The sequence below is a fragment of the Collinsella sp. AF11-11 genome, assembly GCF_003465485.1.
GTDB lineage: Bacteria > Actinomycetota > Coriobacteriia > Coriobacteriales > Coriobacteriaceae > Collinsella.
Genome location: NZ_QSAS01000020.1, coordinates 1 through 24,358, shown reverse-complemented (window position 1 = coordinate 24,358; position 24,358 = coordinate 1). Strand labels below are relative to the sequence as shown.

Below are 24,358 nucleotides of genomic sequence, written 5' to 3'. Positions count from 1 at the left end.
GTTTCCTGCTCTACAGTCCTGCTCACGACGGAGGCCACATTAAGTGGCCTCCTGTTCGTGCGGAACTCGCGATAAACCTAAGCCGGTGTCCCCGCTCTCCCGGGGCCTGTCGTGGCTTGGCCGTTGCATGCGGCTCGCTTTTCGGAACGGGGCTGACGGACACGTTCCGAAATCTACCACCGTCGCTGTGCAGGGTGTCTATAAAGAGCCGTGGCCAAAAAACATCAAATATGAGTACTGATACTCTTTTAGTAGCAGTAATTTTGACCACATTTAAGGTGATTTGACGTGTCGATCGAGCAGATAAGCTGCCGTATCTCCTCAAGTGTTCATTAAAGGAAGACCTTGATGCGAATAAATCTCATTAAGATCTTCTTTTATTAACGAAAATAATGTAGCTACAACGGTAACAGTACTCATATTTGCCGTTTTTTGGCCACAGTCCTTCGGAGGGTCCTCGAAAATAGTCCCGAGCCGGCACTTGGGGACGTTCCTATAATGCCGGCACTTAGGAGCGCCCCCAGGTGCCGGCACCGCGTCTGCCTGCGGCGGCCGCGCCCCGCTGCGTCGCTTCGCTCCCTTGCGGGTTCGAATCCCTCCGCTTGGCGGCGTTGGCTCGATTTGCTTGACGTGAGGGGCTCTTGGCTGGTGTGGGACGGAGGGATTCCGCGTCCGCCTGGTCGGCGGCCGCGCCCCGCTGCGTCGCTTCGCTCCTTGCGTGCTGCGCTGGAAAACGCTTCGCGTTTCCTCAGCTCCGCACCCTTGCGGGCTCGAATTCCTCCGCTTGCCCACAAGAAAGCGCCCTGGGCCGTTATGGGCTTAGGGCGCTCAGTTTTAATGGCTGGGACGGAGGGATTCGAACCCCCAACAGCCGGCACCAAAAACCGGAGTTCTACCGTTGAACTACGTCCCAATGTGTGGTGTTGCCCAAAAGCAACTCGTCTAGTTTACCTAATCTGCGAGGGCATCGCAAACGCCATCGAGTAGGCGTACGGCGAGCGTCTGCGCGTCGCTGGCCGTGAAGGTGCCGTTGTAGCGCGTCATGCCCGTGAGCTCAATGCGAATGCGAGCCGGCTTCTGCTGCACGGCGACATTGGCGGTGCGGATGCGCTGGGCCAGGTTGTGGCACTCGGCGAGGGCAATCGTGGCGCGTGGCGCGGCGTCGGCGGGCAGCTCGTCGCTTGCGATCTCGAGCACCAGGTCAACGTCGGTTGGGACCTCGGAGTCGCAGAGCATCATGCCGCTGTTGTCGGTCGTTGCCGTGGCGATGTTCCACATGCGCGAAGCAACGCTGCGTGCGATGGGGTCCTCACCGATAACGGCGATCTGGAAGCGCTCGAGCACGTTGGCGGCGCGAGCAAAACCGATGCGGGACTCGGCTTCGGTGACCGAGGGCTTGCCCTCCCACACATGGTGCAGGCGGTTGATGTAGGCGTAGGTGTCCTGGAAGGCCATGCCGTCGGCAAACAGGCCGACATTTTCCTGGAACTGCTGCAGGGCGGCCTCGGTATGCGGACCAAAGTAGCCGTCGTCTTCGCCACAGGCAAAGCCCAAAACGTTGAGAGCGCGCTGCAGGGCCTGCACATCGGCGCCATGGAAATTGGGCATGCGAAGATACAGGGTGCGGTCGCCCAGCTTATACGAGGCGTCGACCAGGGCGCTCCAACAGGGGATATCGACGGCATGACCGGCAGCAAGGCCGCTGTCGAGCCTGAAGGTGCTGACGGCCTGCTCGGTGGTGGTGCCAAAGCGCTTGTCGACAACCTCGGCGTCATCGATTGTATAGCCGAGCTGCAGAAGGCGGGACTGGACGTCCTCGACGGCTGCTCCCTGCATGCCTGTGGTAATAGGTTCCATGAACGAACCCCTTTCGGCGTACCATTCGTACTATTTTGAGCGTGTGTCGGATAGACAACGCGAGACAATTTATAAACATGCACTCAATAGTGTAGCAACTTGTACCCAAACTCGCTGCCCACAGGTTTTATGACCCCCGCTAGTTAAGACGCTCCACAAAGAAATCTGCCATTGAGAGGAAGAGCTCGCACGCATGCGGGTCGAGCTCGACGCCTTCGATAGCGGCCTTGGCCTTAGCGGTCAGGTCGAGCGCATAGGTGTGGGCGTAATCGATGGAGCCGGTCTCCTGGAAGATCTCCACGGCGCGTGCGAGCTGCGCAGGGTCCTCGGTGCCCGAGGAAAGGATTGCCTCGATCTCGTCGTGATAGCGCTCGTCTGACAGGGCATGCACGGCAACGAGGGTGCGCTTGCCCTCGGTGATATCGGTGCGGAAGTCCTTGTTGGCGGCCTCCTTGGTGCCGATCAAGTTGAGCAGGTCGTCTTGAATCTGGAAGGCAAGGCCCGTGTGCAGCCCAAAGGCGCGCAGTGCCTCAATCTGCTCTTCGCTGCCGCCGCCGATAATGGCTCCGGCGGCAAGCGGCGTCGCTCCGCTGTAGTACGCGGTCTTGTGCGTCGCCATGTCCAGATAATCGTCGACCGAAATGTCAAAGCGCTCGTCGCGGACCCAGCCCAGGTCGAGCGCTTGGCCCTCGATGGTACGGACGATCATCTCGGTAAGCTCGTGGAGCACGTGAAGCTTCACGTCTGCGTTGAGTGTGGGGTCGTCGAGAACCGTCTTGGTGACCATGGTGAGCGCCAGGTCACCGCAGTTGATGGCAAGACCGGTGCCCTCGGTAAGGTGCATGCAGGGCTTGCCGCGACGAATCTGCCCGTTGTCGGCGATGTCGTCGTGGATGAGTGCGCCCGACTGAAAGTGCTCGATGGCCGCCGCTGCGCTGCGGGCGCTCTCAAAGCTGCCGCCTACCGCAGTGGCGGCGAGCATGCAGATGAGCGGGCGGTGGCGCTTGCCAGCGTTTGCCGTAAATGCCGAGAGCGGGGTATACAGGTAGCGCTCGATATCGGCGGAAGTCGCCTGTCCGTCAAAGAACGTGGCCAGATAGTCGTTAATCTGGTCAAAGTGCTGGGCTAAAAAGCTGGTAAACGGACTGGACACGGGTTCTCGCATTCTTTGATAGGTTGCATCGTTGCATTATGCAGACAACATATTGCCACATTAGGGCGTCGAGCGCGGCGGTTGAAGACGATTGGTCCATGCGGCCGCAAGTGCGGTAGGGGCTTGGCTAGATAAGCCCAAAGTGTTCGAGCGCGGTGACGACGCCGTCGTGGTCGATGCTGTCGGTGACATAGTCGGCCTTTTCCTTGAGGAAGTCCGGCGCATTGCCCATGGCGATACCGACATCGACGGCGTTCATCAGCGAGACGTCATTGCTGGCGTCGCCGATGCCGTATACGGTTCCGTGGTGGGGATCGAGGGCGTCGAGTACGGACTGGATACCCTCGCGCTTGGTGCATTCGCGAGGCGAAATCTCGGTCACTTCGAGCTCGAGCTCGTTAAAGCAGAGCAGCGGCTCAAACGCTTGATCCTGAGCGATGCGGCTGGCAAGCGACGTGGACATTAAGATCTTGTAGGCGCTGTAATGTTGCAGCTGCGTAATTGCATCGCCCACGGTGCGGGCGTATCCCGGGGCGTCGGGCGCATCGGCACTCATGCGAACGACGCCATTGAGTCCCTCAAAACGAATCACTTCGTCCGATTGCTCAAGAATGGGAGCAAGGCGCTGCAGCATGCCGGGCGTCATCGCCAAATCGCGAATCACGTGTCCCTCAAGTTCGACATAGCCACCCGCGAGGCAGACGATGCCGGTCCAGGGCAGCTCGAGCAGCTTTGGATGGATGCAGCTCAGCGTGCGCCCTGTGCAGATAAACGCCATATTGCCCTTGGCGACAAAATCACGGATGGCTTGCGAGACCGCTTCATTGGGATAGGGGGAGAGGTCTCGCTCGCTCTCGGGAAGCTCTTGTGCCACTCGAGGGTCTTGCCAGGCGAGTGTTCCGTCGATATCGAAGAAGCAGATATCGCCGCGCTTATGGGCTGCGCTGGCGGCAGGGGAGGCCGAGGTGGTGGGCACAAATCCCGGCTCGAGGCCCATGATCTGGTCAAAATGCTCTTTAACGCGGGGAACGGAGATGCCAATAATCACCTGGGCGGTCTTGCCCGTAATGATGAGGCCCTTGGCGCCCACCGCGACAAACGACGCATTATCTGCAACGATGGAAGGGTCTGCGACCTCGACGCGCAGGCGCGTGGCGCAGTTGGTTGCGCCCACGATATTGCCAACGCCACCTAAAAGCTGAATTACCCGCTCGGCGAGGACGTGATCTTGATCGGATTGAATACTGACCTCGCCATTGGGAGATTGCTCTTTGGCAAAGCCGCTTCCCGTTAAACGATCGATTGCCGCGCGATTGGAGACATGATCCTCGCGGCCCGGCGTCTTAAGGTCATAGACCAAGATGAGTGCTCGAAAACTAACAAAAAAGATGAGGCTAAAGGCAAGACCGATACCGAGCGCCAAAAGGTAGGAGCCGGCATGCATTCGCATGAGTGGGATGAAGTTGAAGGCCGTCATTTCCATGAGACCGCCCGAGAAGATGCCGACGATGCCAAAGAAGTTCATGGTCATGGCAAGGCAGGAGGATAGGACGGCGTAGAGCAAAAAGAGTCCAGGATAGGTGAACATAAAGAGAAACTCGAGCGGCTCGGTGACACCGCAGACCACCGAGGCGACGATGGCGGGCAAAAGGATGACCTTAAGGCCGGCGCGGCGTTCGGGTTTGGCGGTGAAATAGAATGCTGCCGCGATGGCGGGAAGGCCAAAGAGCTTGCCCCAGCCGGTGGCGGTAAAACCTGCCCAGGGCGCAAGTTCATTTAAAGGGCGCGTGCTATGGGAGAGAATGGGGAGCAGGTTGGTCCACGTGGCGTAAATACCGTCGTGAATGACCAGATTGTCGTAATAGATGGGCATATAGAGCAGGTGGTGCAGCCCCATGGGCTCGAGTGCTCGCTCCAAAAACACAAAGATGCCCACGCCGAAGGGGCCGACGCCCGCAAGTGCGTGGCGCAGCGTTTCGGTCACGGCGTATGCGAAGGGCACGATGGCGGCCGAGATGGCGGCAAGGGCAAACACGGCAAAAAAGCTGATGAGGTAGACCAGCGAGGAACCCGAGAAGGTGCCGAGCCAATCGGGAACCTTGGCATCGTAGAAGCGGTCATGGATGGCGACGACGGTTGCCGATACCGCCAGCGGGCCGATAATGCCGGTGTCGAGCGTCTTGATGCCGTCGATGACGGTGATACCGCTGGCGGGGGTCAAAGATGATGGGTACTTAAGCCCAAGGTTGTCTCCGCTCAGCTTAATGATCTCGCTCAAAAAGAAGCAATAGGCAAAATAGGCCACGAGTGCCTCGAGGCAGCAGCGTGCCGGTTGCTTTTGGGCAAGACCGATAGGCAGCGCTACGGCAAAAAGGAGCGGGAGACGTTTAAAGACCGTCCACGAGCCGCGCTGGATGATGGTCCAGAAAACGTACCAAGGGGTTCCGTATACGGCGAGGTCACCGACGATGTCTACGGTCGTGGCGAGGGCGGAGATGCCGACCATGAGGCCTGATATAGAAAACAGCATGGCGGGCGCGAACATTGCCCCGCCAAAGCGTTGGATTTTCTGCAGCATAATATGCCTTCCGGATGCAACATGCTGTGCGAGCAAGAACGTTTAAACAATGAACTCATTGTAGAGGACTGGCTGCTTGCCGCATTGACGGTTTTGATTCGGTCCGATTTGGGTTTCGGGGGAACCGTCGACGGTAAATAATCCGTACTTTACCGATAATCGGTTTAAACAACTTTAAGAAATGCTATCGTGCCTAGCCATACATATTCATTAGAGGTGAAGTTATGCCAAAAGCGATTTACGAAGGAATCTACCGCGAGATCCGTTCGCGCATCATTAACGGGACCTATGCGTTTCAGGAGATGCTGCCAACCGAAGCCGAGCTGACCGCGGAGTTTGGCTGCACGCGCAATACCGTTCGACGCGCCTTGAGCATGCTGGCCGACCAGATGTTTGTGCAGCCTATACACGGCAAGGGCGTGCGCGTTATTTGGCTTAAGGGCGAAACCGACATGCTGGGCGCACTCGAAGAGGTTGAGTCGTTTGGCGAGTTCGCAAAACGCAACAATGCCGTCGCATCGACCGAGGTCAAGTCTTTTGAACATTTGATTTGCACTGAGCAACTGTCGCGCCGCCTTGGCTTTAAGGTGGGCGAGGAGCTGATTCGCGTCGTGCGTGTCCGAAGCCTCAACGGCAGCGCGCGCCAGGTGGACCACGGCTACTTTTTGGAGTCGATCGCCAAGGGCCTGACCCCCGAGATTGCGGCAAGCTCTATCTACGACTATCTGGAGCACAAGCGTGGCGTCAAAGTGATGGCGAGCCGCCGTACGGTGAGCGTCGAGCTTGCCAACGATGAGGACTGCAGCTACTTGGACCTTGGCAAGTACAACTGCGTCGCCGTTATGGAGAGCCAGTCGTACACCTCGGACGGCATCTTATTTGAGGTGACGCATGCCCGCACGCATCCCGAGATCTTCCACTACCGCGTCAACTCCAAGCGATAGCCGGCTAGCTCGCAGCCTGACGAGACTCATGTCCTCAAAGAGAAAACGCCCGGTCAAACCGACGATGCATCGGCTTGACCGGGCGTTTTCTCTGCATTCGATAACAAGTAATTGTTTATACAAAACTTGTCAAGTATCAAGTTGAAATTACCGTTCACCGAAGTTTTTCTACCGCTCTAGTAATACTTGTTCAAACAACTAGCCAAATAGCGTATTGTACAAATCAGCAAAAGGGGCAAAGTCCCCGAGCCAATCTCCGAAGGCGGCGGCAAAGGGTGCCGCCACGGTGTGAAAGGGTGGATTGTAATGAAGAACGAAATGAGCAGAAGGCAGTTCCTGGGCTTCGCTGGCTCCGCGGCTGCGGTTCTTGGTCTGGGTCTCGTGGGCTGTGGTGGTTCTGCCGGCTCCGGCTCCTCTGCTTCTGGTGACGCTGCCGAGGTCTACTTCCTCCAATTTAAGCCTGAGGTCGACAAGGAGTGGAAGGAGATCGCCAAGGCGTACAAGAAGGAGAAGGGCGTCGAGGTCAAGATCGTGACCGCCGCCTCCAACACCTACGAGGAGAAGCTCAAGTCCGAGATGTCCAAGAGCTCCGCTCCGACGCTGTTCCAGGTCAACGGCCCCACCGGCCTTAAGAACTGGAAGGACTACTGCGCCGATCTTTCCGACACCAAGCTCCGCGGCGAGCTCATCGACGACTCCCTGGCGCTGCAGTCCGACGGCAAGGATCTGGGTATCGACTGGGTTCAGGAGAGCTACGGCATCATCTACAACAAGGAGCTCCTCGAGAAGGCCGGCTACAAGGCCGAGGACATCAACTCCTTCGACAAGCTGAAGGCTTGCGCCGATGACATCCAGGCCCGCAAGGACGAGCTCGGCGTTGACGGTGCCTTCACTTCCGCCGGCATGGATGACTCCTCCAGCTGGCGCTACACCACCCACCTCGCCAACCTCCCGCTCTACTACGAGTTCGAGAAGGAGCACAACCAGGAGGACGACGAGATCAAGGGCGAGTATCTCGACAACTTTAAGCAGATCTTCGACCTGTATATCACCGACTCCACCTGCGATCCTTCGCAGCTTGCCTCCAAGACCGGTGACGACGCCACCAACGAGTTCGCAACCGGTAAGGCCGTTTTCTACCAGAACGGCTCTTGGGCCTACGCCGACCTCACCAAGGCCGGTATGACCGACGACCAGCTCGGCATGCTGCCGATCTACATCGGCGTCGACGGCGAGGAGAACCAGGGCCTGTGCTCCGGCGGCGAGAACTACTGGTGCGTCAGCTCCCAGGCTTCCGAGGATGCCCAGAAGGCCACCGAGGACTTCATGTATTGGTGCGTCACTTCTGACACCGCCACCAGCATCATCGCTGACAAGATGGGTCTGACCGCCCCGTTCAAGAGCGCTAAGGAGACCACCAACGTCTTCTCGCAGCAGGCCGTTGCTATGGCCAAGGACGGCAAGAAGACCGTTGCTTGGGACTTCGTTTACATCCCCTCTGAGGAGTGGAAGAAGAACCTCAAGCAGGCTCTCATCGCTTATGCTGCCGACAACACCAAGTGGGACGGCGTCAAGAACGCCTTCGTCGATGGCTGGAAGACCGAGAAGGCTGCTTCCGAGTAAGCAGTTGCTGCCCAAGCTATCTGATTAGCGACAGGGGGCGGGCAGACGTAGGTTTGCCCGCCCCCTGCATATTGAAAGGACCCTTCTATGGGCAAAGCACTCAAACGCTGGTGGCCGCTCTTTATGCTGCCCACGTGCCTGGCGTTTATGATCGGGTTCGTGATTCCCTTTATCCAGGGTTTCTATCTCTCGTTCTGCCAGTTTATTACCATCAATAACGCGCACTTTGTCGGTATCGAGAACTACGTGCGCGCACTGACCGACCCGCAGTTCTCCACGTCGTTCTTCTTTACCGTGGCGTTTGCCTTCCTGTCGACGGTGCTCATCAACGTGATCGCGCTGGCCATTGCGCAGGCGCTCACTCGCAAGGCGCTCAAGGGCACTAACATCTTCCGTACGATTTTCTTTATGCCTAACCTGATTGGCGGCATTGTACTGGGTTACATTTGGCAGATTCTGATCAACTGCCTGCTCTCCAACGTGGGTGCCCAGCTTATCGCCCTCAACTCCGCCGCTGGCTTCTGGGGCCTTATCATCCTGACCCTGTGGCAACAGGTCGGCTACATGATGATCATCTACATCGCCGGTCTGCAGTCCATCCCGTCTGACTACATTGAGGCCGCCAAGGTCGATGGCGCTACGGCATGGCAGACGTTTTGGAAGGTTAAGATCCCCAACCTGATGCCGACCATCACCATCTGCCTGTTCCTGTCCATCACCAACGGCTTTAAGCTGTTCGACCAGAACCTTGCCCTTACCGGTGGCGCCCCGGCGCACTCCACCGAGATGCTCGCCCTGAACATCTACAACACGTTCTATTCGCGTGCTGGCATCGCATGGCAGGGCATCGGTCAGGCCAAGGCAGTTATCTTCTGCATCCTGGTTGTCGCTATTTCTATGATCCAGCTTAAGGCCACGAGGTCCAAGGAGGTGCAGCAGTAATGAAACGCGATAAGGCTATCAACCGCGCGCTCTCGATCTTCTTTACGATCCTGTCGCTCGCATGGATCTACCCCGTGTTCATGATTGCGCTCAATTCCTTTAAGAAAGCGACCGCAATCAGCACCACCACGGCGTTCGATCTGCTCACGCCCGAGACGTTCAACGGCCTCGCAAATTACGTGCACGCTCTGAACGAGCAGGGCTTTGCCTCGGCGTTTATGTACTCGCTCATCATCACGGTCACGTCGGTCGTGCTGATTCTGGTGTGCTGCTCCATGTGCGCTTGGTACGTGGTGCGCGTCAACAGCAAGATCTCGAACTTCTTCTATTACCTGTTCGTCTTCTCGATGGTCGTACCGTTCCAGATGCTCATGTTCACGCTGTCCAACCTCGCGGACCGCATCGGCTTTAACACGCCGTTTAACATCTGCTTCATCTACCTCGGTTTTGGCGCGGGCCTCGCGGTCTTTATGTTCGCCGGCTTCGTCAAGAACATCCCGCTCGAGATTGAGGAAGCGGCCATGATTGACGGCTGCAACCCGGTCCAGGTGTTCTTTAAGATCGTTCTCCCCATCATGAAGCCCACCTATCTTTCGGTCGGCATCCTCGAGACCATGTGGGTCTGGAACGACTACCTGCTGCCCTACCTTACGCTCGACTCCACCAAGTACAAGACCATTCCTATTTTGATCCAGTACTTCCGCGGCGGCTATGGCCACGTCGAGCTCGGCCCCATGATGGCCTGCATCATGATGGTCGTTGTCCCCATCGTCATCATGTACATCTTCTGCCAGAAGTACATCATCGACGGTGTGGTGGCAGGTGCCGTCAAGGGCTGATGCCGTAACTGTTTTGCAAGTTTTGGCGGCGCCCCTCAGCGCGGCGCCGCGTATCGAAAGGTAGAGACATGGCCGAGATCGTTCTCAAACATGTTCAGAAGGTGTATCCCAACAACGAGTCAAAAAAGAAGGGCTTCTTTGGCAAAAAGAAGAAGACCGAGGAGAAGAAGCACAACCTCAAGGTTACCGAGGACGGTGTGCTCGCTGTAGAGGACTTCAACCTCACCGTTCACGACCAGGAGTTCATCGTCCTCGTTGGCCCCTCTGGCTGCGGTAAGTCCACGACGATGCGCATGGTCGCCGGCCTGGAGGACATTACCTCCGGTGACGTGCTCATCGACGGCAAGCGCGTCAACGACGTGGCGCCCAAGGACCGCGACATCGCCATGGTGTTCCAGAGCTACGCTCTGTACCCCAATATGACGGTGTACGAGAACATGGCGTTTACGCTTGAGCTCAAGAAGGTCCCCAAGGACGAGATCGACCGTAAGGTTCGCTCCGCTGCTGAGATCCTGGGTATTACCGAGTACCTCGACCGTAAGCCCAAGGCGCTCTCTGGCGGCCAGCGCCAGCGCGTCGCCATCGGCCGCGCCATCGTGCGTGACCCCAAGGTCTTCCTGATGGACGAGCCGCTGTCCAACCTGGATGCCAAGCTTCGTAACCAGATGCGCGCCGAGCTCATTAAGCTGCGTCACGAGATCAAGGGCACCTTCATCTACGTTACCCACGACCAGACCGAGGCTATGACCCTCGGCGACCGCATCGTGGTCATGAAGGACGGCGTCGTCCAGCAGATCGCCACGCCGCAGGAGGTCTTCAACCATCCCGCGAACATCTTCGTCGCCGGCTTCATCGGCGTGCCGCAGATGAACTTCTTCGATGCCCAGCTGGTGCGCTCGGGCAACGGCTTTACTGTCAAGACCGAGGATATGAACGTGGCGCTCGCCCCGGAGACTTGCGCTCAGCTTGCCCTCAACTGGGACGGCGGCGACGTGAAGGAGATTACGGCCGGCGTGCGCCCCGAGCAGATTCTGCTTGCCGACAAGGACGAGGAGGGTGCGCTCCAGGGCACCGTCGAGGTGACCGAGCTCATGGGCTCGACCGAGCATGTCCACGTGACTGCTCCCGACGGCCAGTTTGTCCTGATCATTCCCGTCGTCGACCTCGAGGCCAAGGGCGCGCTCAAGGCGGGCGACCCCATCTGGTTCAAGTTCGAGAAGAACGCGACCCACCTCTTCGATAAGGTCTCTGGCAAGAACCTTATCTAGGCCCGGTGCAACCAGGCCCTTCCTTTGGGCGACTGCGGCTTTGCCATCCTTTTGCCGCGGTCACATATAAGGCTCCCCTCCCGTCCACTGGCCGAGAGGGGAGCCTTTCTTTGTGTTGGGACTGTCTGACCGGTCGTTTGTCTCGATCTGTAACGGATAGGGCCGATTTCGGACGTTAGATGTTACAGATCGAGACGGTTCCGCTGAGCTAACCATTTCATCTAAATCTGTAACACCAAAGGCGAATTTCACCTGCTAGATGTTACAGATTGAGATAAACCCAAGGGGAGGGGCCGGTATGTCTCAATCTGTAACAGCTGGGACCGTTTTGGTTGAGTAGTTGTTATGGATCGAGATTGTTTGGCCGAGTCGGATCACAGGGTAACGTGCGAGCACAAAAAACGGAGCCGCGTTGCCGTGGCTCCGTTTTCAAGAGGATGGGCGATGAAACCGAATTAGCTCAGGTGCCAGATCTCGTCGTTGTACTGGGAGATCGTGCGGTCGGACGAGAAGGTGCCGGCGTTGGCGATGTTGATCAGCGCCTTGCGCATCCAAGCGTCCTGGTCCTCGTAGTCGGCCAGCACGCGCTCCTTGGTCTGGATGTACTCCTCAATGTCGAGTAGAGCCATAAACCAGTCCTTGCCCATGATGTCGTCGTGCAGGCGCTGCAGGCGCTCGGCGTTGCCGGTCGCCATAAAGGCGGGGTTGGTGATGAAGTCCACCAGCAGCTTGATGCCGGGCTTGCGGTAGAGCGCGCCGGCGTCATAGGTGCCGTCGGCGTAGAGCTGCTCGACCTGCTTGGACGAGGCGCCAAAGGTATAGATGTTCTCGTCGCCGACAAGCTCGGCAATCTCCACGTTGGCACCGTCGAGCGTGCACAGGGTCAAAGCGCCGTTGAGCATGAACTTCATGTTGGAGGTGCCGCTCGCCTCCTTGGAGGCCAGGCTGATCTGCTCGGAGATGTCAGCAGCGGGGATCACGCGCTCGGCAGCGGTGACGTTGTAGTTCTCGATCATGACAACCTGCAGGTAGGGAGCCACGTCGGGGTCGTTTGCAATCCACTGGGACAGCGTCAGGATCAGGTGAATGATGTCTTGGGCGATAGTGTAGGCAGGGGCCGCCTTGCCGCCAAAGATGATGGTGACGGGATGCTTAGGTCTGTTGCCGTTCTTGATATCGAGGTACTTCCAGATGATGTAGAGCGCGAGCATCTGCTGGCGCTTGTACTCGTGGATGCGCTTGACCTGGACGTCGATGATGGCGTTGGAGGGAATGGTCACGCCCTGCTCGAGCGCCATGAACTGGCGCATGATGGCCTTGGCCTCGGCCTTGGTGGCGGCCAGGCGCTCAAGAACATCTTTGTCGTCAACGAACTCGGCAAGCTTACTCAGGTCGCCGGTGCTGCGCCAATCGGTGCCGATCACATCGTCGAGCAGGCTGGCGAGCGCGGGGTTGGCGCCATGGATCCAACGGCGGAAGGTGATGCCGTTGGTCTTGTTGGAGAACTTCTCGGGGTAGATCTCGTAGAACGGATGAAGCTCGGTATCCTCCAGGATCTTGGTGTGCAGCGCGGCGACGCCGTTGATGGAGAAGCCAAAGTGGATGTCCATGTGGGCCATGTGGACGGTGTCGTATTCGTCGATGATGGCGACGCGTGGGTCGTCGTGCTCGGCCTTGGCGATCTCATCGAGCTTGACGATAATGTCGGCGATGGCAGGGGAGACCTTTTGCAGGCTGGCGAGCGGCCACTTCTCGAGGGCCTCGGCAAGAATCGTGTGGTTAGTGTAGGCGACCATGGACCGTACGATGGTCACGGCCTCGTCAAACTCGATGTCGTGCTCGGTGGTGAGCAGGCGAATGAGCTCGGGAATGACCATGGTGGGGTGCGTGTCATTGATCTGGACTACGGCGTAGTCGGCCAGGTCGTGCAAGTTGCTGCCGCGCTCGATGGCCTCGTCGATCAGGAGCTGGGCGGCGTTGCTCACCATGAAGTATTCCTGGTAGATGCGAAGCAGGCGGCCCTGCTCGTCGGAATCATCCGGATAGAGGAACAAGGTGAGGTTCTTGGCGATCTCGGTCTTGTCGAAGTCGATGGAGCTGCCGGGGACCAGGCCGTCGTCGACACTTGCCAGGTCGAACAGGCGTAGGCGGTTCTTGGTGGGCTGGCCATAACCGGGTACATCGATGTTGACGAGCTTGGAAGTAACGGCAAAATCACCGAACTCGACGGTGTAGGAGCGGTCGTCGTCGACTAGGATGTCCTGCTCACCGAGCCACTCGTCGGGGACGGCCTTCTGCTGGTTGTCGACAAAGCGCTGGCGGAACAGGCCGTAATGGTAGTTGAGGCCCACGCCATCGCCGGTCAAGCCCAGCGTGGCGATGGAATCCAGGAAGCATGCGGCCAGACGGCCCAGGCCGCCGTTGCCGAGCGACGGTTCGACCTCGAACTCCTCGATCTTGTTGAGGTCGTGGCCCGCGGCGGTGAGCTGGTCCTTAACCTCGTCATAGATGCCAAGGTCGATCATATTGTTGATGAGCAGCTTGCCGATCAAAAACTCGGCAGAGATGTAGTAGAGCTTTTTCTTGCCGTTGTTGAGAGGACAGGCGGCAGAGCGCTCCTGCACGAGCTTGGCCAGCAGCTTATAAATACGACGGTCATCGAGCTGCTCGAGCGAGGTGCCAAAGGACTGCTCGGCAAGATCCGCAAGATTGATACGGGGCATGTTTCCTCCTGTGATGGGTTGATTACATGTCAGAAATTCAAAAGAAGCCCGCGCGAGGGATTGGAGTGGCCTCGCGCGGGGAAAACGGACGCGTCCGCACGATGGGGTGGGGTCGGGCGCGGTGGCTCCTATTGGGGAAGCTCAATTTCGTCTTCCGACGGGATGCGGAAGTAGGTCTCGGTCCAGCCGGTGAGCTTGTGCTCGAGCTCGCGGGTGATGGCGCCATCGAGCATGCGCCAGGTCCAGTTGCCGCCCATGGTGGCGGGAGTGTTGATGCGCGCCTCGTTGCCCAGGTTGAGCAGGTCCTGCATGGTGTAGATGCAGGTATCGCTTACGCTGGCGGCGATGGCGCGGTTGAGTGCATCGGCCATGGGCTCGCCTGCCTGCTGGTGGGTGTACAGGGCCGCCTGCTCGCGCTGACGCGGGGTGGCCGTTCCCTCAAACCAACCGCGCGCCGTCTCGTTGTCGTGTGTGCCCACATAGGCGACGGTGTTGGCAATGTAGTTGTGCGGCAGGTAGTACGAGTTGGTGCCCTCAAAGGCGAACTGCAAGATCTTCATGCCGGGGAAGCCCGAGTTGTCGCGCATGTCGATGACGCCGGGGGTGAGGAAGCCCAGGTCTTCGGCGATGATGGGCAGCGTGCCGAGCTTTTCCTCGAGCGTCTTGAAGAACTTGAGGCCGGGGCCCTGCGTCCACGAACCGTAGGACGAATCGGGTGAGGAGAACGGCACCTCCCAATAGGCCTCGAAGCCGCGGAAGTGATCCAGGCGGATGACATCGTACATGTCGAGGGCGGCGCGGATACGGCCCTCCCACCAGGAGAAACCGTCGGCTTCCATGGCGTCCCAGTCGTAGATGGGATTGCCCCAGTACTGGCCGGTGGCCGAGAACTGGTCGGGCGGCGTGCCGGCGACACTCACAGGATTACCGGCGGCGTCGATCTTAAAGAGCTCGGGCGTGGCCCACATCTCGACGGAGTCGCGCGAGACATAGATGGGCAGGTCGCCGATGATGAGGATATCGCGCTCGTTGGCATAGGCCTTGAGGCGGCTCCACTGACGATTGAAGAAGTACTGCGTCATCTGGTGGTAGAGCATGCGCGCGGGATGGGCGGCGCAGACCTTGGCAGAAGCCTCGCCGCGGGTACGGAGCTCTGCGGGCCACTCCCAAAAGGCCTTGAGACCGCACTCCTCCTTGACGGTCATGAACTCGCAGTAGGGGATGAGCCAGTCTTCGTTTGCTTGGACAAAGTCGTCGAAGTCGGCCGGCTTGTCGGCGGCAAAGCGCTCGGCGGCGCGGTCGAGAATCTGACGACGGCCACCAAAGATGGCACCATAGTCGACATTGCTGGGGTCGGAGCCCAGGTACACGCCGTCGATATCGCACTGCTCCAGATAGCCGGCCTCGATAAGCTCGGCAAAGTCGATGAAATTGGGGTTGCCCGCACGGGCCGAGAACGACTGATAGGGCGAGTCGCCATAGCTCGTTGTCGTAAGGGGGAGAATCTGCCAGTAATGTTGTTTGCACGAGGCGAGGAAATCGACAAAGTCATAGGCGTTCCAGCCAAAGCCGCCGATACCGTAAGGTCCGGGCAATGACGAAACGGGCATCAGAACGCCGCTTGCACGCTCCATGGATGCACTCACCGTCCTTTTGAATAAGGGGCTGCGCCGTAGATGGATAGACGGCTCGTCCCGAGTTTCCATTGCTATTGTCCCTATTGTAGAACATGTTGTTTAAACATGTATAGAGAGAATGAAAAAGTTGCCGACTTTCGGTGAATGGTAGTGCGCCATAGACGATATGAGTTGAACATTGGGAGCTCCTCCCCTTGCGGCTCTTTTGTGGGTCGGGCGACAATGGTCGTCGTCATTAAAGACCGGCTGCCAGCCAGGTTGCAACAATGCAAGAAGGGTTCACATTCAGTTGGCCGTTGACACAAACAATCGCGCGAAGACCTCGTCTTCTTCGGTAAGTCCAGGCGCGGCAAGACGCGCATGGCAGTCGCCCTCACGATGCGCGCGGTCGCCGCGGACATGTCGGTCAGGTTCTGGCAGACCGCGCAGCTGGTTCTCGAGCTCGGCAACGCGAAGCGCAAGGGAACGCTGTCGAAACTGTTGAACGACGTGTCGCCCGCGAGGCTGCTCGTGCTCGACGAGTTCGTCTACGTCCCCTGCGACGTAGACGGTGCGAGGGTTCTCTACCAGGTCATTTCCGTCCATGTAGTGCTCGTAGGCCGCGGCGTCGTCGGGCTCGTCGAAGGAGAGGGACTCCGTCCAGTCCCAGTAGGCCCCCGTCCAGGCGCCCCTGCGCCTGCCGGCCGGCGTCGTCTCGTCGAAGACGAGGCCGTGGCGCAGCAGGAACTTCGACATCCGCTGCTTGGCGTGTTGCAGGTCGTCGCGCGCGTCCTCGAGGGCGCTCGTCGGGGACCCACACCTCGACGACGTTGCGGCGCGCCAGCATGCGTGCCAGCCACTCGGCGTCGCGGCGGTCGTTCTTGCGGCCGCGGTCGGCCGCGGGCCGGTGCATCTTCGGGACCGCCCCGACGACGCAGCCGAGGCCGAGGGCCCGCAGCGCGCGGCCGCGGTTGATGGTACGACCATTGTCGCCCGACCCACGAGAGAGCTGCAAGGGGAGAGGCCCCAATGTTCAACTCATATCGTCTGTTGTGCCAGAGTCGCTCGGGAAAGCGCGACCGACGCAGCGCGCTGTTTTCCAGTCACATCCAGTTCGGGTTGATTTCAGCATGCGATAAGAAACTGGATTTGAATTTCGACTCGAAAGATGGGCAATGCTGATGAGAAACGCTTGGAGTTCGGGATTGCGCGGCGTGAAGCGACCCTCTTCTTATCGAGTTCGTTACAATGTAGGAAAAACAGTAAGTAAGAAGACCTCTGATTGCTTTAGGAGGAGCTGTGGTGAATAGCGCCCAGAAGATCGATAAGTCCATCCAGAAGATGATGACTCTCGGAAGAAGGCTTGGGATTCTGTTTACGGCGCTGTTTATAGCGGTGTGTTGCTGTTCGGTGGTGGTGGTTATTTCCATTGGGCTTATGGCTGCTCAAGGAAACCTATATGATCCATCAAAGACGGTTTCCGTAGTGGTTCCTTTGATGTATCTTCTGATTTCCGGAGGGGCCACATGGACCCTGCGGGGAATCAGCATGGACATGGCTCATGGCGAATCGCCCTTTACCCTTTCGCATGCTCGAAGAATCTCGATTATCGGGTGGCTGTTTGTTGCAGCGGCAATAGGTGACCTCTTGTTTTCTCCGGGGTTTCTTTCGATAGTGATTGGCCCCTTCGACTTGCTGGGGAACGCCTATTCGATGTTTGAAAACCTGGCCCTGCCCATAGATATTGGTGCTGTGCTGGGGGCCGTTTGCTGCTTCTCGATTTCTGCGATATGGCGCTACGGAGCTCTGCTTCAAGACCAGACCGAGGATTTGGTGTGAGGGGCGGCATGGACTATCTGATTATTGAGCTTGAAAGCTTATTGCTTCGACGCGGAAAGACGAGTACGGATATCATTCGGGCGACCGGGCACACACCGGCAAGTATCTCAAAAATACGAAATGGCAAGGTGAAGGCAATTAGGTTAAAGACATTGCTGGATATTTGCGTAGAGCTTGATTGCCAGCCTGGCGATCTTATTAAGCGCGTCAACGAAAGAGAACTTGAGGAACTGGCGACGCGGCGCGCCCGCAACGCGCTGAGCAGGGCGACCGCGACGGGTGATGACCCGGTCCTGGAGTCAGATCATGTTTACGTGGTCGATCTTAGAGACGACTGAGGCTGGAGAATAAAAAAGTATTGAGCAGGTGCAGCCCGTGAAAACAACGGTTTTCACGGGCTGTTCATTCAACGTCCTGCAGTGGCCTGTATTTCTCGCCGCGTCACTGGGGAACGAGAGAGTCATTTCCTGTGCTGGATGCAGGGGGGTGCTTACCTTGTGTAATATATAAATAAGCTTATATTGAAATATGATACATATCGAATTAGAATAACATTATCAATTCGGTATGCAAGGAAAGGAGGGAGAGATGGATTGGATTAACGAGCCGGAGGAAGGCGTTGCACCCGCGTGCGGCAACTGCTTCTTCTACGCGCACGGGGGATGCACGAAGAGGTGCCCCAATCAGTCCTGCACGTTCCGTTTCTAGGGGGCAGAGATGAACTGGCTTTCTACCGCGAAAGGAGGGGAATGAAATGGAATGGATTACCGAGCCGTCAGCCGGGGCTGAGCCCATGTGCAGCAATTGCTTCTTTTACGCGCACGGCAGCTGCAGCACCAAGTGTTCTTCACAGGAGTGCACTATCCGCTTTTAGCGGATAGTGCACGCCGTACGGCGTGCACAGACTGTTCAAAGATATTTTGGCCAGCAGCGCCTGAGGGGCGATGTGGCATTGCAATATGGGGGGCGAACCGACGTTACCTATAACCCCGCACAATTGCCATGTCGTCCCTTTTTATTGACGGGGAGGATGTCGTCCATGCGGGAAGTCCCAGTTGAATTGCGTGCCATATCCAAGAGATATGGCGGGTTTGAAGCGGTTAAATCAGTCTCGTTCTCTTTAATGGAAGGCGAGCTGTGTGCACTCATTGGGGAGAATGGTGCCGGCAAGAGCACGTTAATTCGATTGATCACGGGGCTTTCGGAGCCATCGTCAGGAACGATCTCGATGTTTGGGCAAACCGGGAGACGTGAAATACGGAGCTGCAGGGAAAGGCTGGGTTATATGCCCGACCTCAATGCTTCGTATCCTAATCTGACCGCGCGAGACAACTTGGTCGTTCGCTGTATTGAGTGGGGGCTTCCCACCGATCGTTCCATCGACGGTGTGTTATCAACCGTCGGTTTGGGGGAGGCCGGCGGGAAGAAAGTGAAGAACTTCTCAATGGGAATGAGGAGGCGTCTCGATCTGGCCATAGCGTTGCTGGGCGATCCGGAGCTGTTGATCCTGGACGAGCCGACAAACGGCCTGGATCCGATGGGGATAGTCGAAGTAAGAAAAATCCTTACGCATCTTAACAAAGATCAAGGTAAAACGATTCTCGTATCCAGCCACAATCTTGAGGAGATGCACAAGCTGGCAACTGATTACCTCTTCATAAGTCATGGTCGCCTCATTCGAAGGATGACCGCACCTCAGCTGGAAAAGTCATGCCGCGGTGGTTTCGTGTTGCATGTGGACGATCTGGAGCGAACGAGATCGGTTCTCGGAGATGAGACCTCACATTCTTTTCTGCCGGACGGCAGCGTCCTTATGCGCTATGAGGAGAAAAAGGAAGGGCGGGGCATTGCAATCGAAGCGCTCTCGACCGCAGGTGTGAGGGTTGCGGAGGCGTATTCTCATAGGAAGAGCCTTGAGGAGTTTTATTCGGAGCTCATCGGTCGAGAGAGCGAGCTGTGATGAAACGCGAGTTCATCTCAGCTTTTCGGAGCGAGGTATGGTTGCTCGCCAGGCACCCGGCGACCGCTCTGATGATTGCGCTTGCGGCTGTGCTGTATGTGGTTGCGGCTGCGACTTCGTCTGAGGTGCTGATCATGGTCGCCGGTGATGACCCGTATACGCTTGGAGGGGCTATAGGTTTTATTGGAAACCTAGTGGATGCAGGGGACGTTTTGGGCTCTGTTGCCCGGACGTCTTTTGCGTCTACAGTGGTCTGGATTCCGGTGACGATTCTCTACGCGGTTTACGCTACGTCGAGAGACTTTGAATCCGTGGCTTACGCCGTATCGAGATCGCGAGGGGTGTCGCAGGCGGCGATTGTGATCACGAAGCTGTTGGTGAACTGCACTCTGGTCGGTGCCGTGTATCTTCTTTCTACGACTGCGCTGTATTTAACCAAGATGGCCCAATGGGACGTTGGGGCCTCGTGCTCAGGGTTTGCCCAATTTGTATCGATTGCGCTGATGATCGCGCTGCTGCTCATTTCGATGTACGCCGCTACCTTCGCCCTGTATTTGCTCACGAGGAGTGTGGTGGCGAGCAGCGTCGTTGCAATAGCGGTTTCGACATTTGTGATGGTGTGGTTCCCAAGTACATACGGAAGCGGTCAGCCCAGCTTGCTGCTCATGCTCTCGCCCGTGTATTACCTGATGAACCTGTGTTCCCTGAGTATGCAGAATGTTGGTGTAATTCAGGTTTTGCTGTATGCGGGCGGCACTGTGCTTGTGTCGGTTGGAGTTGCGCTCGTCTCGCTATTTGTAAGGACGGCGGTTCGATGAATCTTGGGATGTCGGTCAGGGCGGAACTGTTCCGCGCAAGGAGAATGAAACTCGCCGTGATAATAGCGCTGATGTATTTGGGCATCGCGGGGATTTATGTGTTTGCCGGGTCCGGCGCATGGGTCTCCGCAGGGGGAGAGGGCCAGTTCTTTGGCTTTTCCGCCGATCCGGGCTATCTTTTCTCGATAGGGGTTGGGCCAACGGGTATCTCTTCCTGGCTAAGTGTCGTCTCCATGGCGCATACGGTGTTCTTCCCAATCGTCTCTGTTGTTGTGGCGGGGACGCTATTCGGTGATGCGACGAGCGTGTCGGCAAGGGGAGTTTCGATTGCTCGGGGCTTCCGCAGCTGGCAGCTGTTTGCGGCAAAGACATTGGCTTGCGAAGTGTATACGCTGTGCCCCTACATCGTGTTTACTCTCGGTGTCGCTGCGGTCTTTGCCGTGTGCTCCGGAAGCGGTCTAGACAGCCTTACGGTTGGTAATGTGACCTCGGCACTCCTGTCGAATATCGTTATAGACGCCGCTTATACGCTGATGGTTGCGGTTGCATATGAGGTGTTCAGGATCAGATCTCTTGTGTCGGGAGCCTTGCTGGTCGCAACGTTCGCGGGCCTTGTTATCGCGATGAGTTTCCCAACCGTTTTACCCCCGGTTCACATGGCTTATTGGATGAGGGCGTGCGGGGCTGCCGGCGGGACGGTCCTGATGGCTGCATGCGGCCATGCGGTCATCGTGTCGCTCGCATGTCTATTGCTGCTTTCGTGCAGTTTTTATCGAAGAAGGTAGTGCGCTGGCGTATGCGCAGCGTCTGAGGGTCGATATGGATTTGGTTGGAAATGGAGATGGTGCGAAGTGAAACTGTCGTAATTTAATGTGGTGCATGAACATAACGGAAGTCTTCTTATCATGAATGCGCGAACCGGCGGCATCCTGTCGTTAAATCCGGAATACGCGCAGAAATTCAAAAGGATTCAAGAAGGGGACGTTCGGGATGCCGATGATCTTGTCGCGGAGCTGATAAGGGGAGGCATCCTAGTCAATGAGGAGAGGGACGAGCTTGGGGAGATCAGGTTGCAAAGTCGCGCCGCGCGCTTTGCGAATACTGCTCTGTCCCTTACCATTGCGCCAACGATGGCTTGCAACTTTTGCTGTCCCTACTGCTATGAAAAGGGACAGGCGTACACGACGATGGGCGAGGAGGTTTTGACACAGCTCTCCAAGTTCGTGAAAGATTACTATCCTGGTATCGCAAGTCTCTCAGTTGGATGGTACGGCGGCGAGCCTCTGCTCGGAATGAAGATGATCGAACGGATTACGTCGGATCTGAAAGATGTCGTGGGGCCAACGTGTGAATATTCCGCATCGATAGTGACAAATGGCTATCTGCTGACGCCTGATGTTGCAAGGAGGCTCGCGGCATGTGGTGTGACGAGCGCGCAAGTGACTATAGATGGATCGAAGTCGGATCACGATTCGAGAAGGATTCTTCACGACGGAAGCCCTACATACGAACGTATTCTCAAGAACGTCAAAGAGTGTGCCGACATCATCGATATTTCGATAAGGAGCAACGTCGACAAGACCAACATCGAGGCCGCTCAAGAGCTATTGGATTATCTCGAGCTAAATGGCCTGATGAATAAGGTTCACTTCTATTTAGCCCCTGTTGACGATATCAATCAGGTATGTGCGAACGACAGCCACTGCTTTACTGTAAAAGAGTTCTCGTATGAGGAGACTGAGTTTTATAAAAGGGCAATTGCGCGGGGCTTCAAAGTTCAACCTTTTGGTGGGACGAATTTCGGGATATGTTGCGCCGTTGGAATCAACTCGTACGTGGTTGATCCCGTCGGAGATTTGTATAAGTGCTGGGATGACATTGGAATGAAGGAGCGGAGGGTCGGAACTATTTTCGAGCCGCCAATGTTGAGCAAGAACATGATTAACTGGATGGCATATGAGCCGGATGACCCGGAATGCCAAGAGTGCTTTGCTTTTCCCATGTGCATGGGAGGGTGCCCCAACCACGCCTTAAACGGTGAGGGGAAACGTTGCGTTTCCTTCCGGTATGATGCCGAGCAAAAAATGCTGCTCTCCCAGATGATGAATACGGCAAAACGGGGTGCGGGGCAAAATGAGGCTGATGCTTAATCTCTGTAGAAAATATATACTGGGCGGTCGATTCTACGCCTATCTTGTCGTAACAGTTTTGGTCGGGCTGCTTGCGCTTGCGGGTCCCTTTCTTACCGGCATAGTGGTAAACCGATTGGCGATGCCGGCCAGCGCCGATCTTGCCGCCGTTCTCGTTTGTTGCCTTATTTTGGTTGCGGTCCAAGCGGTTCGAGCGGGACTAGTGTATTGCTCAGAGATGCTGTACATCAACCTTCAGTCGCATGCGGGGTTCGGCTTAAATGCGGATACGCTTGAGCACGTGAAGCACCTTCCCCAGGCATTCTTCGAGGGCTTCAACGCGTCGTATTATAACCAGCAAATCAATCACGACGCTAATGACCTTGTCATCTTCGTAATCAACTCGGTTGTGGGGGTTTCAAGCAACGTTATCACCCTTTTGTCCGCCCTGTTTGTTCTCGGTAGCCTGAATATCAAGTTGAGTGTGGTCTGCCTTGTTCTTGCGGCAGCGAGTGCCGCTTTTTATGCGGTTTCACGCGCAAGGCTGTTTGAGAGAAGTTTTGACGTACAAGAGCAGAGCGCGAGGTTTTTTTCCTGTCTACAAGATCAGTTGGAGAAAGTTGATTTCATCCGCAAACATGCTTTGTTCGATAGGTCCCGCGCTGTACTGGTCGAAGCTTTTAATGGGCTCTATCCAACGATGAGAGCAAATCAGGAAGTAGGGTCTAGATTTACCTTTGGCAACGCGTTGGTCGCTTCCGCCGCTCAAGGATGTCTTCTTGCTGTGGGCGCGGTTGAAGTGATGGGCGGGAGACTGTTGCCTGGTTTTCTCGTGACTGCTGTTGGATATTATTCGAACTTAAGCTCAGCGGTACAGTATTTGTTGGGCTGGGGAAGGGATTACCAGACTAATCGCGTATGCTATGAGCGGCTGAAAAGAATTTGGGATGTCCCGGTGGAAGCGAATGGCAAATTGGCGCTTGGTCCGATTGAGGAAATCCGTCTAGAGAACATCAAGCTACGTTATCCAGGGGCGGAAAGGGTCGCGTTAAGCATTGAGGGGCTCGCGTTTTCCAGGGGTCGGCTATATGGAATCTCGGGGCCGAATGGTTCGGGGAAGAGCTCGCTGCTGTCAGTGATATTGGGGCTATATCCAGATGACACAGAAGGGGCCGTTCGCTACAACGGGGTGTCACAGCGTTGCATCGATCGATATGCATTGCGGCGGTGTCGAGTCAGCATTACGGAGCAAGAACCCCCTATCGTTGAGGGGACGATTCTCGATAATCTTACGCTGCTTTCTGATGATTACGAGATGGATAAGCTGAATCGGATGCTTGTCATATTGGGGCTAGACGAAATGGTTGCTTCTGTGGAGAACGGGGCAACGGCGATGCTTGACGGCGGGAAAGGAGGGGTGTCCGGCGGCGAGAAGCAAAAGATTGCAATTGTGAGACAGCTGTTGAAATCGCCGGACGTTATGCTTTTTGATGAACCGACCTCAGCACTTGATGCGAAGAGTCGAGGCGCGCTGATCAAATTGCTTCATGAAATTAAGAGAGACCATATTGTAATCGTTGTCACTCATGACGAGGAGATGCTTGCCGCCTGTGACGAGGTCATTTCGACGGCTGGATGATTATCGGATTGTGGCGTTGAAGACCAAGAAACTTGAAATGGCGTGGGCTCTGGGTAGGTCTCCACGGGTACGCCGTCGGTGCTGTACTCGACCGCCCGGCAAGAAGGTTTTATAGCGTGTTTCCCCAGAGAGGTCCCTTTGTCCGGTAGTGGCGAGGGGAGCCTCTCTTTTGCTCACCTCTTGCGGCGGAGGGGGACACCATGCGCCTATGCAGGACAAACTGCGCGTTCTTGTCGAATGATGGGCTATGTGTAGAGATGATGGTCTCGGGTAGAGGCCGTGTCGCGCTCGGCTGCGATGAGCCAGGCAATTCAATCTTCATCCGGGAGGGCCTTGGCAAGACAAGCAGGGCGAAGACCTTGGCGACGTTCGGGAGCCGTGTGGCGCCCGGCTCCACGCTCATCCACGACATGGAGCCGGGCGCCACACG

At 56.8% G+C, this 24,358-nt stretch carries 19 protein-coding genes and 1 tRNA gene; 14 read left to right on the top strand and 6 right to left on the bottom strand.

The genetic code is table 11. From position 1 onward, the window contains the following. Nucleotides 1–838 precede the first annotated feature (838 nt). From DWV58_RS09155 to DWV58_RS09140, 4 genes are all read right to left on the bottom strand, one after another. Nucleotides 839–913 (bottom strand) — tRNA-Gln (locus DWV58_RS09155). 38 nt (nucleotides 914–951) lie between these two features. After that, on the bottom strand, nucleotides 952–1,857 hold the full coding sequence (locus DWV58_RS09150; protein ID WP_199570309.1) for a peptidoglycan-binding protein: 906 nt from the start codon (nucleotides 1,855–1,857) through the stop codon (nucleotides 952–954). Nucleotides 1,858–1,996: 139 nt separating this feature from the next. Next, entirely contained in the window at nucleotides 1,997–3,010 is a 1,014-nt protein-coding gene (locus DWV58_RS09145; RefSeq protein ID WP_117776885.1) for a polyprenyl synthetase family protein, read from the bottom strand. Between the two features lie 127 nt (nucleotides 3,011–3,137). Further along, nucleotides 3,138–5,588, bottom strand: a complete 2,451-nt coding sequence (locus DWV58_RS09140; protein ID WP_117776884.1) for a PTS transporter subunit EIIC — start codon at nucleotides 5,586–5,588, stop codon at nucleotides 3,138–3,140. 224 nt (nucleotides 5,589–5,812) lie between these two features. On the opposite strand from DWV58_RS09140, the gene DWV58_RS09135 reads away from it, so the two are divergent. The 5 genes from DWV58_RS09135 to DWV58_RS09115 all read left to right on the top strand — a co-directional run bounded on the left by DWV58_RS09135 (nucleotide 5,813) and on the right by DWV58_RS09115 (nucleotide 11,204). Next, nucleotides 5,813–6,532, top strand: coding sequence for a GntR family transcriptional regulator (locus tag DWV58_RS09135; RefSeq protein WP_117776883.1), 720 nt, complete (start codon nucleotides 5,813–5,815; stop codon nucleotides 6,530–6,532). Between the two features lie 306 nt (nucleotides 6,533–6,838). Continuing rightward, nucleotides 6,839–8,155 carry an ABC transporter substrate-binding protein gene (locus tag DWV58_RS09130; RefSeq protein ID WP_055252173.1) on the top strand — a complete coding sequence of 439 codons (1,317 nt, stop codon included), beginning with the start codon at nucleotides 6,839–6,841 and terminating at the stop codon, nucleotides 8,153–8,155. Between the two features lie 87 nt (nucleotides 8,156–8,242). Beyond that, complete coding sequence (locus tag DWV58_RS09125) at nucleotides 8,243–9,097, top strand: carbohydrate ABC transporter permease (protein WP_099432301.1); 855 nt, start codon at nucleotides 8,243–8,245, stop codon at nucleotides 9,095–9,097. Continuing rightward, the gene (locus tag DWV58_RS09120) at nucleotides 9,097–9,936 is read left to right on the top strand and encodes a carbohydrate ABC transporter permease (protein WP_055252175.1); all 840 of its coding nucleotides are present in this window, start codon (nucleotides 9,097–9,099) and stop codon (nucleotides 9,934–9,936) included. Before DWV58_RS09125 ends, DWV58_RS09120 begins: the two co-directional genes overlap by 1 nt. Nucleotides 9,937–10,004: 68 nt before the next feature. After that, entirely contained in the window at nucleotides 10,005–11,204 is a 1,200-nt protein-coding gene (locus DWV58_RS09115; protein WP_055252176.1) for an ABC transporter ATP-binding protein, read from the top strand. A 455-nt stretch (nucleotides 11,205–11,659) separates the two neighbouring features. On the opposite strand, the gene glgP is transcribed toward DWV58_RS09115, so the two are convergent. Beyond that, nucleotides 11,660–13,927 (bottom strand): glycogen/starch/alpha-glucan family phosphorylase, encoded by a 2,268-nt coding sequence (gene glgP, locus DWV58_RS09110; protein WP_117776882.1) that lies wholly within the window; start codon nucleotides 13,925–13,927, stop codon nucleotides 11,660–11,662. A gap of 128 nt (nucleotides 13,928–14,055) precedes the next feature. After that, a complete protein-coding gene (gene malQ, locus DWV58_RS09105) occupies nucleotides 14,056–15,573 on the bottom strand; it encodes a 4-alpha-glucanotransferase (RefSeq protein ID WP_233540556.1) in 1,518 nt (505 codons plus the stop codon). A gap of 351 nt (nucleotides 15,574–15,924) precedes the next feature. On the opposite strand from malQ, the gene DWV58_RS10170 reads away from it, so the two are divergent. The 9 genes from DWV58_RS10170 to DWV58_RS10040 all read left to right on the top strand — a co-directional run. Beyond that, the gene (locus DWV58_RS10170; RefSeq protein ID WP_084591805.1) at nucleotides 15,925–16,518 is read left to right on the top strand and encodes an ATP-binding protein; all 594 of its coding nucleotides are present in this window, start codon (nucleotides 15,925–15,927) and stop codon (nucleotides 16,516–16,518) included. A gap of 327 nt (nucleotides 16,519–16,845) precedes the next feature. Further along, nucleotides 16,846–17,382, top strand: coding sequence for a hypothetical protein (locus tag DWV58_RS09095; RefSeq protein WP_035137761.1), 537 nt, complete (start codon nucleotides 16,846–16,848; stop codon nucleotides 17,380–17,382). Between the two features lie 8 nt (nucleotides 17,383–17,390). Next, on the top strand, nucleotides 17,391–17,720 hold the full coding sequence (locus DWV58_RS09090; protein WP_052044110.1) for a helix-turn-helix transcriptional regulator: 330 nt from the start codon (nucleotides 17,391–17,393) through the stop codon (nucleotides 17,718–17,720). A gap of 701 nt (nucleotides 17,721–18,421) precedes the next feature. After that, on the top strand, nucleotides 18,422–19,342 hold the full coding sequence (locus DWV58_RS09085) for an ABC transporter ATP-binding protein (protein WP_035137759.1): 921 nt from the start codon (nucleotides 18,422–18,424) through the stop codon (nucleotides 19,340–19,342). Next, nucleotides 19,342–20,160 (top strand): hypothetical protein, encoded by an 819-nt coding sequence (locus DWV58_RS09080; protein WP_117564851.1) that lies wholly within the window; start codon nucleotides 19,342–19,344, stop codon nucleotides 20,158–20,160. The genes DWV58_RS09085 and DWV58_RS09080 overlap by 1 nt, the downstream gene beginning before the upstream one ends. After that, complete coding sequence (locus DWV58_RS09075) at nucleotides 20,157–20,945, top strand: hypothetical protein (RefSeq protein WP_035137757.1); 789 nt, start codon at nucleotides 20,157–20,159, stop codon at nucleotides 20,943–20,945. Before DWV58_RS09080 ends, DWV58_RS09075 begins: the two co-directional genes overlap by 4 nt. 120 nt (nucleotides 20,946–21,065) lie before the next feature. Beyond that, nucleotides 21,066–22,310 carry a radical SAM/SPASM domain-containing protein gene (locus DWV58_RS09070; protein ID WP_117636050.1) on the top strand — a complete coding sequence of 415 codons (1,245 nt, stop codon included), beginning with the start codon at nucleotides 21,066–21,068 and terminating at the stop codon, nucleotides 22,308–22,310. After that, entirely contained in the window at nucleotides 22,294–23,928 is a 1,635-nt protein-coding gene (locus tag DWV58_RS09065) for an ABC transporter ATP-binding protein (protein ID WP_084591801.1), read from the top strand. The genes DWV58_RS09070 and DWV58_RS09065 overlap by 17 nt, the downstream gene beginning before the upstream one ends. Before the next feature lie 200 nt (nucleotides 23,929–24,128). Continuing rightward, nucleotides 24,129–24,358: hypothetical protein (locus tag DWV58_RS10040; RefSeq protein WP_117840441.1), on the top strand; the 230-nt coding region annotated here is incomplete at its 3' end.

What these genes read in the sequence shown, in the direction of transcription:
- DWV58_RS09150 (WP_199570309.1), bottom strand. Translation starts at nt 1,857, where the DNA reads ATGGAACCTATTACCACAGGCATGCAGGGAGCAGCCGTCGAGGACGTC.
- DWV58_RS09140 (WP_117776884.1), bottom strand. Translation starts at nt 5,588, where the DNA reads ATGCTGCAGAAAATCCAACGCTTTGGCGGGGCAATGTTCGCGCCCGCC.
- DWV58_RS09135 (WP_117776883.1), top strand. Translation starts at nt 5,813, where the DNA reads ATGCCAAAAGCGATTTACGAAGGAATCTACCGCGAGATCCGTTCGCGC.
- DWV58_RS09130 (WP_055252173.1), top strand. Translation starts at nt 6,839, where the DNA reads ATGAAGAACGAAATGAGCAGAAGGCAGTTCCTGGGCTTCGCTGGCTCC.
- DWV58_RS09125 (WP_099432301.1), top strand. Translation starts at nt 8,243, where the DNA reads ATGGGCAAAGCACTCAAACGCTGGTGGCCGCTCTTTATGCTGCCCACG.
- DWV58_RS09120 (WP_055252175.1), top strand. Translation starts at nt 9,097, where the DNA reads ATGAAACGCGATAAGGCTATCAACCGCGCGCTCTCGATCTTCTTTACG.
- DWV58_RS09115 (WP_055252176.1), top strand. Translation starts at nt 10,005, where the DNA reads ATGGCCGAGATCGTTCTCAAACATGTTCAGAAGGTGTATCCCAACAAC.
- glgP (WP_117776882.1), bottom strand. Translation starts at nt 13,927, where the DNA reads ATGCCCCGTATCAATCTTGCGGATCTTGCCGAGCAGTCCTTTGGCACC.
- DWV58_RS10170 (WP_084591805.1), top strand. Translation starts at nt 15,925, where the DNA reads ATGGCAGTCGCCCTCACGATGCGCGCGGTCGCCGCGGACATGTCGGTC.
- DWV58_RS09090 (WP_052044110.1), top strand. Translation starts at nt 17,391, where the DNA reads ATGGACTATCTGATTATTGAGCTTGAAAGCTTATTGCTTCGACGCGGA.
- DWV58_RS09085 (WP_035137759.1), top strand. Translation starts at nt 18,422, where the DNA reads ATGCGGGAAGTCCCAGTTGAATTGCGTGCCATATCCAAGAGATATGGC.
- DWV58_RS09080 (WP_117564851.1), top strand. Translation starts at nt 19,342, where the DNA reads ATGAAACGCGAGTTCATCTCAGCTTTTCGGAGCGAGGTATGGTTGCTC.
- DWV58_RS09075 (WP_035137757.1), top strand. Translation starts at nt 20,157, where the DNA reads ATGAATCTTGGGATGTCGGTCAGGGCGGAACTGTTCCGCGCAAGGAGA.
- DWV58_RS09070 (WP_117636050.1), top strand. Translation starts at nt 21,066, where the DNA reads ATGAATGCGCGAACCGGCGGCATCCTGTCGTTAAATCCGGAATACGCG.
- DWV58_RS09065 (WP_084591801.1), top strand. Translation starts at nt 22,294, where the DNA reads ATGAGGCTGATGCTTAATCTCTGTAGAAAATATATACTGGGCGGTCGA.